The organism is Xanthomonas cannabis pv. cannabis, from assembly GCF_000802365.1.
GTDB classification, from domain to species: Bacteria; Pseudomonadota; Gammaproteobacteria; order Xanthomonadales; family Xanthomonadaceae; genus Xanthomonas; species Xanthomonas cannabis.
The window spans coordinates 65,277-78,352 of the sequence record NZ_JSZE01000018.1 but is presented as its reverse complement, the minus strand read 5'-3'; the positions used below and the strand labels follow the sequence as shown (position 1 = coordinate 78,352).

At 66.2% G+C, this 13,076-nt stretch carries 11 protein-coding genes and 1 tRNA gene; 10 read left to right on the top strand and 2 right to left on the bottom strand.

What is annotated here, in order from left to right:
- On the bottom strand, positions 1-538 hold a 538-nt coding region (locus OZ10_RS04785; protein ID WP_039564042.1), incomplete at its 3' end, for a biotin synthase BioB.
- Positions 539-587: 49 nt separating this feature from the next.
- Here OZ10_RS04785 and OZ10_RS04780 point away from each other — a divergent pair.
- Entirely contained in the window at positions 588-1,313 is a 726-nt protein-coding gene (locus tag OZ10_RS04780) for a ComF family protein (protein WP_039564041.1), read from the top strand.
- 297 nt (positions 1,314-1,610) lie between these two features.
- Here OZ10_RS04780 and ubiA read toward each other — a convergent pair whose 3' ends face one another.
- Positions 1,611-2,516 carry a 4-hydroxybenzoate octaprenyltransferase gene (ubiA, locus tag OZ10_RS04775; RefSeq protein ID WP_039406058.1) on the bottom strand — a complete coding sequence of 302 codons (906 nt, stop codon included), beginning with the start codon at positions 2,514-2,516 and terminating at the stop codon, positions 1,611-1,613.
- A 366-nt stretch (positions 2,517-2,882) separates the two neighbouring features.
- Between ubiA and OZ10_RS04770 the strand changes: the two genes are divergently transcribed.
- The 9 genes from OZ10_RS04770 (at position 2,883) to OZ10_RS04730 (ending at position 13,070) form a co-directional block, all read left to right on the top strand.
- A tRNA-Arg gene (locus OZ10_RS04770) sits at positions 2,883-2,959 on the top strand.
- Positions 2,960-3,607: 648 nt separating this feature from the next.
- The gene (locus OZ10_RS04765; RefSeq protein WP_039564040.1) at positions 3,608-5,854 is read left to right on the top strand and encodes a methyl-accepting chemotaxis protein; all 2,247 of its coding nucleotides are present in this window, start codon (positions 3,608-3,610) and stop codon (positions 5,852-5,854) included.
- A gap of 246 nt (positions 5,855-6,100) precedes the next feature.
- On the top strand, positions 6,101-7,459 hold the full coding sequence (locus OZ10_RS04760; protein WP_039564039.1) for an alpha/beta hydrolase: 1,359 nt from the start codon (positions 6,101-6,103) through the stop codon (positions 7,457-7,459).
- 38 nt (positions 7,460-7,497) lie between these two features.
- Entirely contained in the window at positions 7,498-8,985 is a 1,488-nt protein-coding gene (locus OZ10_RS04755; protein WP_236726947.1) for a GMC family oxidoreductase, read from the top strand.
- 40 nt (positions 8,986-9,025) lie between these two features.
- Positions 9,026-9,829 (top strand): SDR family NAD(P)-dependent oxidoreductase, encoded by an 804-nt coding sequence (locus tag OZ10_RS04750; RefSeq protein ID WP_039564038.1) that lies wholly within the window; start codon positions 9,026-9,028, stop codon positions 9,827-9,829.
- Between the two features lie 688 nt (positions 9,830-10,517).
- The gene (locus OZ10_RS04745; RefSeq protein ID WP_039564046.1) at positions 10,518-11,036 is read left to right on the top strand and encodes a hypothetical protein; all 519 of its coding nucleotides are present in this window, start codon (positions 10,518-10,520) and stop codon (positions 11,034-11,036) included.
- Positions 11,024-11,782 (top strand): PIG-L deacetylase family protein, encoded by a 759-nt coding sequence (locus OZ10_RS04740; protein ID WP_039564037.1) that lies wholly within the window; start codon positions 11,024-11,026, stop codon positions 11,780-11,782. The genes OZ10_RS04745 and OZ10_RS04740 overlap by 13 nt, the downstream gene beginning before the upstream one ends.
- Positions 11,779-12,381, top strand: coding sequence for a class I SAM-dependent DNA methyltransferase (locus OZ10_RS04735; protein ID WP_039564036.1), 603 nt, complete (start codon positions 11,779-11,781; stop codon positions 12,379-12,381). Before OZ10_RS04740 ends, OZ10_RS04735 begins: the two co-directional genes overlap by 4 nt.
- Complete coding sequence (locus OZ10_RS04730; protein WP_039564035.1) at positions 12,378-13,070, top strand: glycosyltransferase family 2 protein; 693 nt, start codon at positions 12,378-12,380, stop codon at positions 13,068-13,070. The genes OZ10_RS04735 and OZ10_RS04730 overlap by 4 nt, the downstream gene beginning before the upstream one ends.
- Positions 13,071-13,076 lie beyond the last annotated feature (6 nt).

Genomic DNA, 13,076 nt, shown 5'->3' with positions numbered 1-13,076 from the left:
CCAGGGTGTTGAGCCGGTCCTGGTATTGGCGGGTGTGGATGATCGAGTCGTAGTAATCCGGCGCGGTGTCCAGATTGTGGTTGTAGTAGTCCAGCCCGGCGTCCTTCAGTGCGCGCGCCTGGCCGGCGTCGAGCATGCCCAGCGTGGCGCAGGTCTCCAGGCCCATGGCCTTGACCTCGCGGATCATTGCGGCCACCTTGGGGATGTCGCGCTCCTTGGGCGAGCGCCAGGCCGCGCCCATGCAGAAGCGCGAGGCGCCGGCCGCCTTGGCCTGGCGCGCCTTGGCCACGACCTCTTCGGTCTCCATCAGCTTCTGTGCGGTCACGCCGGTGTCGTAGCGCTGCGCCTGCGGGCAGTACGCGCAATCTTCCGGGCAGCCGCCAGTCTTGACCGACAACAGCGTGGAGACCTGCACCTGCGCCGGATCGAAATGCGCGCGGTGCACGCTGGCTGCACGATGCAGCAACTCGGGGAACGGCAGATCGAACAGCGCCTGCAGCTCTTTGCGATCCCAGTCATGGCGGACGACAACAGACATCGGAGTTTCCTGACAGTCAGCGGCTTGGAAGCCAGGCAGTCTGGTGAGCATGGAAGAGGCTGTCAACTTCAATGGGGTGGGCTCGGTTTACAGGTGGCCGCAGCGGGTGTTGCGGTTTCTGCTCCCGAGCCTGTGCCTGGTCTGTGCCGAGGCGGGCATGGCCGATTGCGATCTATGCCCGTCCTGTCGCGCCGCGCTGCCCGAGCACGGCCACGCCTGCCTGTGCTGCGCCAGCCCGCTGTTCGCGTCCGATGGCGTGGCGTTGTGCGGGCAGTGCCTGCAGCAACCCCCGCCGCTGCAGCGCGTGCATGCCTGCTTTACCTACCGCTGGCCGGTGGATGGCCTGCTGCGGCGCTTCAAGTTCCACCAGGACCTGGCGGCGGGGCGTCTGCTCAGCGAGCTGATGGCCAGGCGCTGCGCCAGCCTGCCGCGGCCGCAGGCGTTGGTGCCGGTGAGCCTGCACCGCCAGCGCTTGCGTCAGCGCGGTTACGACCAGGCGCTTGAGTTGGCCACGCCGCTGGGCCGCGCGCTGCGACTGCCGTGTCTGCCGTTGCTGCGGCGTGTGCGTGCAACTGCGCCGCAATCCGAGCTGGACGCAATCGAGCGGCAGCGCAATGTGCGCGACGCATTCGTGGCGCGTGGCGCATTACCGGCGCATGTGGCGCTGGTGGACGACGTGATGACCACCGGCGCCACGCTGCATGCGGCGGCCAGGGCCTTGCGTCGCGCGGGCGTGCAGCGGGTGGATGCATGGGTGTGCGCGCGGGTGCCGTGATGGATGCGATTTCTGTTTGACGTGGCTTTGGAAGAAAGCGCAAAGACACGTCAGTGGGGTGCTGCAGGCGTTGCGTGGTCCCGTACCCTCACCCCAACCCCTCTCCCGCAGGAGAGGGGCTTGTTGCCTGCGGAATGCTGCTCTTCGGCGCAGGCTTCACGTTGGATCGGTCAACGCTTGTCTTGAGCGAAGCACATCGTTCAACGGGCCCTTGTCGGTCGAACGCTGCCGCCTGCCAATCCCAGATTCCAGATTCCAGATCCCCGGACTCCAATTCCCGATTCCCAATTCCCGCTGCTAACGTGCTGCCACCGCGATCGCGATCCCGAGGAAGATCGCCAGGCCCACCCAGTTGTTGTGCAGGAAGGCGCGGAAGCACGGGCCGCGTTCGCGGTGGCAGGCAATGCGGAATTCGTAGACCACCAGCAGCGCCGCCACGCCCAGGCCTGCCCAGTAGGCAGCGCCGAGCGCGGCACGCAGGCCAACCGCCGCCAGGGTGGCGAACATCAGTGCATACAGCACGCCTTGCGCCAGCAGATCGTACTTGCCGAACAGGATGGCGGTGGACTTGCTGCCCATGCGGATGTCGTCGTCGCGGTCGACCATGGCGTACCAGGTGTCGTAGGCGGTGGCCCACAGGATATTGGCCGCATACAGCAGCCAGCCCAGCAACGGCACGCTGCCCTGGACGGCTGCAAAGCCCATCGGAATGCCCCAGCCGAACGCCATGCCCAGGTAGACCTGCGGCAGGTGGGTATGGCGTTTGAGATAGGGATAGCTCGCAGCCAGAAACACGCCCGGCACGCTCAGCGCCACGGTCAACCAGTTGAGGCTGAGCACCAGTGCGAACGCCACCAACATCAGCGCCACGAACACCCACAACGCCTCACGTCCGGACACCGCACCGGTGGCCAGTGGGCGGGTCTTGGTACGCTCGACATGCGGGTCCAGCCAACGGTCGGCGTAGTCGTTGATGACGCAGCCGGCCGAGCGGGTCAGCCAGACCCCTGCGGTGAACACGAACAACGTCCACAACGGCGGCAGGCCGTCCGCGGCCAGCCACAGTGCCCACCAGGTGGGCCACAGCAGCAGCAGGCTGCCGATCGGGCGGTCGCCACGCACCAGCCTCCAGTACTGCCCCAACCGTTCGGACCACGTCAGCGCGGGCGCTGCCGCAGCCTGTTCAAACCCATGCTTGCTCATGCCGCAAAGGGTAGCAGCGCGCCCCGGCCCCGGCCATGCGGAGATTGGCGCCGCGCATTGCGCAGGGTAGCGGGCATCAGGTGGGCAGGAGGAACAAGCCAACAAGGGAACAGGAGCAGCAGGGAACCGGACGGGCTTGGGTTCGGTGTGCATGACCTCGGACAAGCACGACAAACGGCAGTAGGGCATACGGGCGCCCAGCGCTGGCGGGTGAAGGCCACCCCATGGCTGGCCTGAAGCGAGCTGCTTCTGCTTCTGCTGCCGAGGCCGGTTCACGTGGTCGCCGGCCTCGGCTCACCCAAGCGCCTTGCCGGGAACTGCCGGACATCGCGCGTCTGGCGCCGGTCTGGCATAATGCCAGGCCAGGCGCTCGTAGCTCAGCCGGATAGAGTAGTGGCTTCCGAAGCCATTGGTCGGGGGTTCGAATCCCTCCGGGCGCACCAGATGAACCCTCCGGGGACATCCCAGAAAGTCCAGAACCCCCGAGAGATCGGGGGTTTTTTGTTGCCTGCACGTCTACCCGGCCTACTTTGAGCCACTGACCTCCAGCCTGGGCACGGAGGCCCCGCTGCGCAAAGATGCCGTGCGGCCCGGGCCTGCCTAGCGATGCAGGCGGGCGCTTGCGTTGGCGTCGTGTCGACCCGACCTGGATCAGTCAGCTTGACTCGGCCACGAACTACTCACGCTATTGCACAGCTACGCGGGACATGTCCTTCGCTTGGCATCCAGGCACGCTGACGCATGACAGAGCGGCTGAGCCTGAAACGATCAGTTGGCACATGAGTCTCGCTTGCCTGGCGCACCCACGCGTTCACCTCTGCACGCTGCGCTTGCGGGGCGTGCGGCCGTCGCAATAGGTGTGATCTCTCGGTTCGATTGACTGGAGCATCACCGGACAAAGCCCGTACGTCTGGCCGGGAATTGCTTGAGCATCCGAATTCTGAATCGGTTTCGGCTCGTCGCAACGGAGCTATGCTTTTTTGCTAGGCAAGGTATTCAGCCGCTCAATAGCGAGTCGATATAGACGGAGCACAGGCACTGCACACGTGGTGCATGCCTGCCTCTTTCCATACTTCTGGTCGAACCTACTGATGAACACGTTCTTGCAGCGCTACAACGTTGGCCGCCGGCTGGGGATGGCCTTCGGTATTCTCATTCTGTTGTCGGGCTTGCTGGTGGCCACGGGCCTGAGCACCATGGCCAGCGCCCGTACCGAGATGGACACCATCGTCAAGGTCAACGTGGCCAAGATGCAGCTGAGCAACGCCATGCGCGATGCCAACTCCAATATCTTCATTGCGCTTGGAACGCTGGCGATGGTGACGTCCGACGAGCTGAATCAGCAGGCCGCCGAAACTATCAAAGAGCAACGTCAGCGCTACGCAGACGAGCGAAAGGCGTTGGAGACGTATCCTGCGACCGATGCCGGCCTCAAGCTCCGCGCCGAAATCGATGCCGCGCGTGAGGTTTCGCGTGGTTTGAATGATCAGGTCATCGTGCTCGCGTCGGCGAACAAGAACGATGAGGCGCAGCTGTTTCTGAGCGAGAAGGCGCGCCCGGCGATGCTCGTCTGGCAGGCCAAGATCGCCGAGAACGTCAAGCTGCAGGAAAAGCAGACTGCGCAATCCTACGACGATGCGGTTGCCGCGATGACCCGGGGCAAGACCCTGCTCATCATCGGTGGCGTGGCGGTGGTGCTCATCAGCAGCCTGCTTGCCTTCACCATCACCCGCAGCTTGACGCTACCCCTGAGCCGGGCCACGCGTGCCGCCGAGGCGATTGCAGGCGGCAATCTGGATAACGATGTGGACACGCAGGCCAGGGATGAAAGCGGGCGCCTGCTCAACGCGATGAGCAAGATGCAACTGCAGCTGCAGAACCTGCTTGCTGCGCAGGCCGACATGGCAAAACGTCACGACGACGGGCAGACCAGTTTCCGCATCGACGCATCGGCGTTTCCGGGCAATTACGGGCGTATGGCGCACGACACCAATGACCTGGTGGCCTCGCACATTGCGGTCACGGCGAAGCTTGCGCAGATCATGGGGCGCTATGCGATCGGTGACCTCAGCCAAGACATGGACAAGCTGCCCGGCGAGAAGGCCGTGCTCACCGATACCATGGTGCAGGTCAAGCAGAACCTTGGCGCGATGAATAGCGAGATCAAGCATCTCGCGCTGGCCGCTGCCGATGGCGATTTCACTGCCCGCGGCGATGCGGACCGTTTTCAATATGACTTCCGCGTCATGGTGGAGAGCCTCAACACCTTGATGTCCACCGCCGACGGCAACCTGCAGTCGCTGTCCGGTCTGTTGCAGTCCATTGCCGCAGGCGACCTCACCGCGCGCATGAGCGGCGAGTTCCGCGGTGTCTTCGCCCAGATGCGCGACGATGCCAACGCCACTGCCATGCAGCTTGCCGAGATCGTCACCGGCATCAAGACCTCTGCCATTTCGATCAAGGGCGCGGCCAGCGAGATCGCTGCGGGCAACCAGGATCTGTCGCAGCGCACCGAGCAGCAGGCCGCCAATTTGGAAGAAACCGCCGCCTCGATGGAAGAGCTCACCTCGACGGTGAGGCAGAATGCCGAGGGCGCGCGTCAGGCCAACCAGCTCGCCATCGGCGCGGCCAGCGTCGCCGCACAGGGTGGGCAGGTGGTGAGCAAGGTGGTCGAGACCATGGCAGGAATCGAGGCCTCGTCCAAGAAGATCGCCGACATCATTTCCGTCATCGATGGCATCGCGTTCCAGACCAATATCCTGGCCTTGAACGCGGCAGTGGAAGCCGCACGTGCAGGCGACCAGGGGCGCGGTTTTGCGGTGGTTGCAAGCGAGGTGCGCACGCTCGCGCAGCGCTCCTCCGGCGCTGCCAAGGAAATCAAGAGTTTGATCGATGATTCGGTACAGCGTGTCGCCGAGGGTTCGGCGCTGGTGCATAGCGCCGGCACGACGATGACCGAAGTGGTTGCCAGCGTGCAGCGCGTCACCGACATCATGGGCGAGATCTCCGCTGCGTCGCAGGAACAGTCGGCAGGGATCGAGCAGGTCAATCAGACGGTCACCCAGATGGACGAAACCACGCAGCAGAACGCCGCGTTGGTGGAGGAGGCAACGGCAGCAGCGCGCTCGCTGGAAGAGCAGGCCGTCCATCTCACCGACGCCGTTGCGGTGTTCAAGACCGATGCAGCCGGTGGTGCGGCCGTCACCGCGCTGCTGTCCAGCTTTTCGGTTGCAAACACGGCAAAGCCGAAGCCAGCCGTCGTTGGCCGTAGCACCCCTGCGACGCCGCGGCCGGCACTGGCTGCGGTCGGCAACGAGACCAGTTGGCAGGAGTTCTGAGACTCGCTCGCCCGCGTGCGGCGCCCACCCGGCGCCGCGGCGCATCACCGCGCGACGCCGCGCGGTCATCGTTCGGCACACGTCGCGACGTTGTGGCATGAGCCCCGTCGACCCGCAAGAACCTGCGTCGGGCCGCTGGCACCCGGTATGCAGGCGCGCAGCCGCGCGATGCACCTTGCGAACTCATCTGCACGGCGCGTGGACGAGCGCCTCGTCACCATGGAGCTCTTGTGACCGAGGTGGTGCATGGCAAAGCCGACGCTGTTTTTTCTGCACGCCCTCGGGGGCAGCCGCAAGGAATGGAATGCTGTCATCCAGCAGCTGGGGGAGCGTTTCGAGTGTGTGGCATTGGACATTCCCGGCTTCGGCGATGCGGAGCCGCTGGACGATGCAGGTGTGGGCGCACAGGTGGCCTGGTTCGTCGACCAGGTCGTCGAGCGCCAGCCCACGCGCTGGTGTGTCATCGGGCACAGCATGGGCGGGAAGATCGCCACGCTGGCCGCGGCGCAGGCGCGCGATGGCGTTGCCGGTCTTGCCGGACTTGCCGGTGTCGTACTCGTCGCCGCATCGCCTCCCGCACCGGAGCCGATGGATGAAGTGCGGCGACAGACCATGCTTGGCTGGTTCGAGAACGGGCGCCCTACGCAGGCCGAGGCGGAGCAGTTCGTCGATGACAATTGCGCGCTGCCGCTTCCGCCAGCACTCAGACAATGCGCGGTCGACGACGTGCTGCGTACCAGCGCCAAGGCCTGGTTGGCCTGGCTGACCCATGGCAGCCGGGAAGACTGCCGTGAGCCGGCCGGTTGCATCGACGTTCCGGCGTTGATCGTCGCCGGTGGTGAAGATGGCGACCTCGGTGAACCCGCGCAAAGACGGCTGAACCTGCCGCACTACGCGCATGCCCGTTGTGTGGTTGTCGATGGCGCGGCCCACCAGATCCCGTATGAGCGTCCGCAGGAGCTGGCGCAGCACATCGCTGCCCATGTGGAGCACTGCGTGCAGCAATGCCTGCCTGAAGCGTTTGTGGCCTTGCTCAATGCCAGCCGGGTGGCGCCGCGGATGCGCAAGGTGCTGCTCGCGCGCCATGCGGGCCCGCCAGCGGCGGCCACAGGCATCCTGCGCCCGCATCAGCTGGAGATCCTGACGGCAGTGGTCGCGCGCGTGCTGGATGGCGCGCGCGACGCACGGCAGATCGCACGGCGCATCGATGTGCAGCTCGCCCAGGGCGCAGGCGACGGGTGGCGGCACGCCGACCTGCCCGCCGATGCCGCGGCGCTGCCACTGGGCCTGGAGACGCTCGATGCCCTGGCGCACGGCTTTGTCGGGTTGGCCGCCGAGGACCAGGACCGCTGGTTGCACAGCATCGCCGCTTGCGCAGCGGGTGACACGTCGGCCTATGGCCTGGATGCCACCCAGCTTGCCCACTGGTTCGAAGACGTGCGTGCCGAGGCGATCCGCACCTGGACCAGCCTTCCCGCCACGCTGGCGCTGCTGGGCTACGATGGATTTGCCGTGGGTGGTGCGGGCCTGGACAGCCCGGGCTATGAACTCACCACCGCCAACCGGCACGAGCAGTGGCAGCGTTGCGCACCGGGTGCGCGGTGAGGCCCGAGTGCAGTCCCGACATCGTCGATGCGGTGGTGATCGGCAGCGGTGCCGGTGGCGGCCCGGTGGCGGCAAGGCTGGCGCAGGCCGGGGTCTCGGTGGTGGTGCTGGAGGCGGGCGCGGCGTTCACCCCTGACGCGCATCTTCCCGACGAGCTCACCACCGGCATCTACTGGATGGACGAGCGGTTGAGCGGCGGGCAGACCCCCACCGCGTTCGGGCCGAACAACTCCGGGTCCGGCCTGGGCGGCTCGACGCTGCACTGGGGCGCGTTCTGTCCGCGGCCGGACGCACGCGATCTCGCGCTGCGTACGCAGACCGGTGAGGGCGCCGATTGGCCGATCGCGTATCCGGAGCTGCTGTTGTATGTCCGCCGGGTCGAGGAGTTCATTGGCGTTTCCGGGCCCGCGCATTATCCGTGGGACCCGGAGCGCAGCTATCGCTATCAGCCGGCACAACGCAATGCGTCGGCCGAGGCGATGGAGCGCGGCTGCCGCGCGCTGGGTGTGACGGCGACCGATGCGCCTGCGGCGTTGGTGACCACGCCGCATCATCAGCCGCACTGGGGCCGGCGAGCGGCCTGCAACAACTGCGGCGCGTGTCACCAGGGGTGCAGCAACGGCGCCAAGGTGAGCGTCGATACCACCTGGCTCCCGTTGGCCGCAGCCCACGGCGCCCAGCTGCGTGCCGACAGTCGGGTGATCGACATTGAGCGCGATGCGCGTGGAACGATCAGTGGGGTGGTCTATCAGCACCATGGGCGGAGCCTGCGCCAACGCTGCCGTGCCGTGTTCCTGTGCGCCGGCGGCGTGGAGACGCCCCGCCTGCTGCTGAATCTGGAGCTGGCCAACTCCAGCGGGCAGGTCGGGCGCAATTTCATGGCGCACGTGGCCACGCAGGTGTGGGGGGAGTTCGATGCGCAGATGCGCATGAACCGCGGCTACCCGTCGTCGCTGATCACCGAAGACATGCTGCGTCCGCCCGGTGCAGATTTCATTGGCGGCTACCTGGTGCAGAGCCTGGGCGTCCAGCCGGTGACGCTGGCCAACACGCTGGCGCGCGGCGCAGGAATGTGGGGCAACACCTTGATGACCACCCTGCAGCGCTACAACCGCCTGGCCGGCATCGGCATCAACGGCGAGTGCCTGCCGTCCGACCGCAACCAATTGACCTTGTCCGACGAGCGCGATGCCTTCGGTCATCGCAAGGCGCGGATCGACTTCAGCTACGGCCCCAACGAGCAGGCACTGGATGCGCATGCGCGGCGCTTCCTGCAGGCGGTGTGGGAGGCTGCAGGGGCCCGGAACATCTTCGCTGCGGCCCGCTCCGCACACACCCTGGGCACCTGCAGGATGGGCCGCGACCGGCAAACGGCCGTGGTCGATCCGGACGGCCGCTCGTTCGACATCCCCAATCTCTACCTCTGCGACAACTCCGTGTTTCCCAGCGCGTTGGCGGCCAACCCGGCCCTGACCCAGATGGCACTGGGTCTGCGCACGGCCGAACGGTTTCTTGCGCGCGAGTGACGCGCACACCACATCCTCTTTCAACTACCAGGAGCTCACCATGGATCTCGGAATAGCCGGTCGCGTCGCCCTCGTCAGTGGCGGCGATTCGGGAATGGGCAAGGAGACTGCACGCCAGCTTCTTGAAGCCGGCGCACGCGTGGCCATCACCGATCTGCCGGGCGGCACGCTGGCGCAGGCGAAGGCGGAGCTGTCCGACCTGGGGCAGATCATCGCCATCGAGGGAGACGTCACCCGCGAGTACGACGTCACCGCTCTCTGGGCACAGGTGCGGGAACAACTGGGCGACCCGGACATCTACGTCAACGCGGCCGGTGTTACCGGTGCAACCGGCGACTTCCTGGAGGTAGACGATGCGGGCTGGCTCGAGACCCTGGACATCAACCTGATGGGCGCGGTGCGCATGTGTCGCCAGGCCATCCCCGCCATGCGGCGCAAGCAGTGGGGGCGGATCGTGTTGTTCGCGTCCGAGGACGCCGTGCAGCCCTATGTGGACGAGCTGCCGTACTGCGCCTCGAAGGCGGCCATTCTCAGCCTGTCCAAGGGGCTGTCCAAGGCCTATGGCGGCGACAATGTGCTGGTTAATACGGTGTCGCCGGCCTTCATCGCAACACCGATGACCGACAAGATGATGGAAAAACGCGCGCGCGAGAACGGCACCACGTTCGAGCAGGCGGTTGCATCGTTCCTGGATGAAGAGCGGCCCGGAATGGTGCTCAAGCGCCGCGGCCGCGCCGAAGAAGTGGCATCGGTGGTCGCGTTCCTGTGTTCGGAGCGCGCCAGTTTCATCAACGGCGCGGGCGTACGCGTGGATTCGGGCTCGGTCTTCACGATTGCCGGATGAGGTGACCGGCAGCGCGGCGGTGCGTGCAGTTGTGTGGACGTGGGACATCACGCACTGCCTGCGTGAGCGCAACGGACGGATGTCTCACCGACGCATGCCTGTGTCACGTTGCAGCGCGTGTCGATCGATCCGATTGCGGCCACTGGCAGCAGCCAAAGATGCATGCAGGCTCACACACGGTTGACTGATGAGCTTCTAGATTCGGCCGATGCTTCCTTCAGTCACCGCGTTTGATCACGCACGTCATGAGAGCCGAAGGCACCACCGCGGCAGTGTTTCGTCGCGTGTGCTGGACCATGCGCGCGCGGTTCCCGATCTACCGTGGCCGGGCGCTGGGCAGACCCGTGCGCGCTGGCGTGCATTGAGCGCACTGGGAGCCGAGAGCCTGCCATTGGCAAAAGTGCTGGAAGCGCATTACGACGCGCTTGCCATCCTGTCCGAGGCGGGCGAGCCGGCGCCACCGGCCGGCACCCTCTGGGCGGTGTGGGCAGCGGGCGGCCCGGACGATACCGTGACCTACGACCACCGTTTGGGTGCGTTGTCCGGCACCAAGCCGTGGTGCAGTGCGGACGATGTGGTGACTCACGCCCTGGTGACCGTCAAGGATGGCGAGAAGCGTCCTCTTGCCGCCGTGGAGTTGGGTGCGGGCAGTTTCGAGCTGGATGCCGGCCAATGGCACGGCCCGGGCATGGTGGGTATTCCTACCGGGACCGGCCATTTCGCCAGTGCGCCTGCCCGCCTGGTGGCCGATGCCGACTTCTATCTCCAGCGGCCCGGGTTCTGGCACGGCGGTGCCGGCATCGCGGCTTGCTGGTATGGCGCGGCAACGGCCATCGCCGAGCAGGTGAGGCGTTCTTCCCGGATCGTGGGCAATCCATTTGCTGCAGTGCATGCGGCGGTCATCGATGAGCAGCTCCATGTCGCCAAGCTTGCGCTGTGCGAGCTGGCCGCGCAGATCGACGATGCGCCGGGCACCGACCATCGTCATGCGGTGACGCGCCTGCGGTGCCTGATGGACCGCGTGTGTCGCGACGTGCTGGAACGCGCGGCCCTGGCGCTTGGCCCGGTGTCGCTGTGCTGCGACGCCGAGCATGCACAACGCTGCGCAGACCTGGCCGCGTTCATCCGCCAGTGTCACGCAGAGAAGGACGAGCAGTGGCTGGGAGAACAGCTGCATGCCTGCGAGCACACTCCATGGGCTCTCTGAGGGGCGGGCACATCGAAGGGCAGGGCATCAGCGAAGCACGCTGGCTTGCCTCGCGCACACTGGCGACATTGCCGCGCATCCGTCTGGGCCAACTCATTGGCAGCGCTGCCAGGCTGGTCGTGGTTTCCCCGCATCCTGATGACGAGGTGCTGGGATGCGGCGGGCTGCTGGCCATGGCTGCAGCCGAGGGGATGGACATCGTGATCGTTTCGGTGACCGACGGAGAGGCGGCCTATCCTGGCGAGGCGGCGTGGCCGCCGCCACGGCTCGCCGCGGCGCGGCGCCAGGAGCTGCATGAGGCGCTGGCCTGTCTTGGCATCGATCCGGCAAACGTGGTGCGCATCGCGGTTGGCGATGGGCAGGTGCAGGCGCATGGCGACGTGCTGGCTGCCCGACTCGCTGCGTTGATCCGGCCGACGGATGCGGTCTTTGTGACCTATGCAGGCGATGGGCATCCTGATCATGAAGCCTGCGCCGATGCGGCGATCAGCGTGGCGGCCGCGTGTGGCGTACGGCTCGTTCAATACCCGGTGTGGGCATGGCACTGGGACGACCCGGAGAACAGCACGATGCTGGCATCGGCCACGCGCCTTGTATTGACCGACACCGCGCGTGCAGCCAAGGCGACGGCGCTTGCCGCGTTCAAGACACAGACCGGCGAGGTCGTCCCCCGGTTGGCCGAGCCCATCCTCCCGGACTGGGCGTTGGCCCGTTTCCAGCGAGATTTCGAGGTCTATATTGCATGAACGCCCAGACCAACGCGGATTACTTCGACGGCATCTATCAACGCCCGGACCCATTCGGCTACGGCACGCGCTGGTACGAATCGCGGAAGCGCGACATCCTGCTGTCCACCCTGCCGAGGGCGCAGTTCGCACGCGGCTGGGAGCTGGGCTGTTCCAATGGCGAGGCCACGCGCGGGCTTGCGGCGCGCTGCGACAGCCTGCTGGCAACGGACATGTCTGCGGGCGCGGTGGCGCAAGCCAGGCAGCGCGTGGGCGAACGCAGCAACGTGGAGATCCTGCAGGCATGCCACCCGCAGCAGTGGCCTGTGGGCAGTTTCGATCTGATCGTGCTGAGTGAAATCGGCTACTACCTGGAGCCACAGGAACTCGATGACCTGGTCACGCGGGCCCAGCGCTCGCTGACTGCGGAGGGGCTGTTCGTTGCCTGCCATTGGAAGCATCCATTCGATCAGGCCCGTCAGGATGGCGTGTCGGTGCATGCCTGCATCGCACGTCTGCTCACGCTTGCGCTGGCCTACCGCTACGAGGACAGCGACTTCCTGCTCGAAGCGTGGGCGGTGCAGCCGGTATCGGTTGCCCAGCAGGAAGGCCTGCGATGATCGCCGTGCTCATTCCCGCCCATAACGAGGCCGACGATATCGTTGGATGCCTGACCGCGGTCTTTGTCGCCGCTTCGCATCCGGATCTGCGCGAACCTGTGGATGTCATCGTGGCGGTGGACCGATGCACCGATGCGACCGCGAAGATCGCCTCGCTGATGGGGGCCAGGGTGGTCGATGTGGCCAGCCCGTGGGGCGTGGGCGTGGCGCGCGCGGCGGCCGCCTCTGCGGCGATCGACCTCGGTGCCGATTGGCTCGCCATGACCGATGCCGACTCGCGCGTTCCCGCTGACTGGCTGATCGAACAGCGCCGTATAGGTGCCGGGGTCTTCTGCGGGATCGTTGAAGTGGCGGACTGGTCGGGCTATGCGGACGAGGTTCGCAGCGCCTTCGAACAGACCCAGCCCAGGGGCGAAGGTCACGGGCGGATTCATGGCGCCAATCTGGGCGTCAGCGCCGAGCTGTATCGACGCTGTGGTGGCTTCCCCTCGCTGGCCTGCAGTGAGGATGTGGCGCTGGTGCGCGCGCTGCAGCGCATCGGTGCCCCAATCCGCTGGTCCCCGCGTGCTGTGGTCATCACCAGCGCGCGTCGGCAGGCGCGTGCGACCGGCGGGTTTTCGGACTTCCTGAAACAACTGGAGGCGTGCCCGCCAGTGGAAGAGCGCGCGGTGGCCGTCCCTACGCTGTGACCAGGT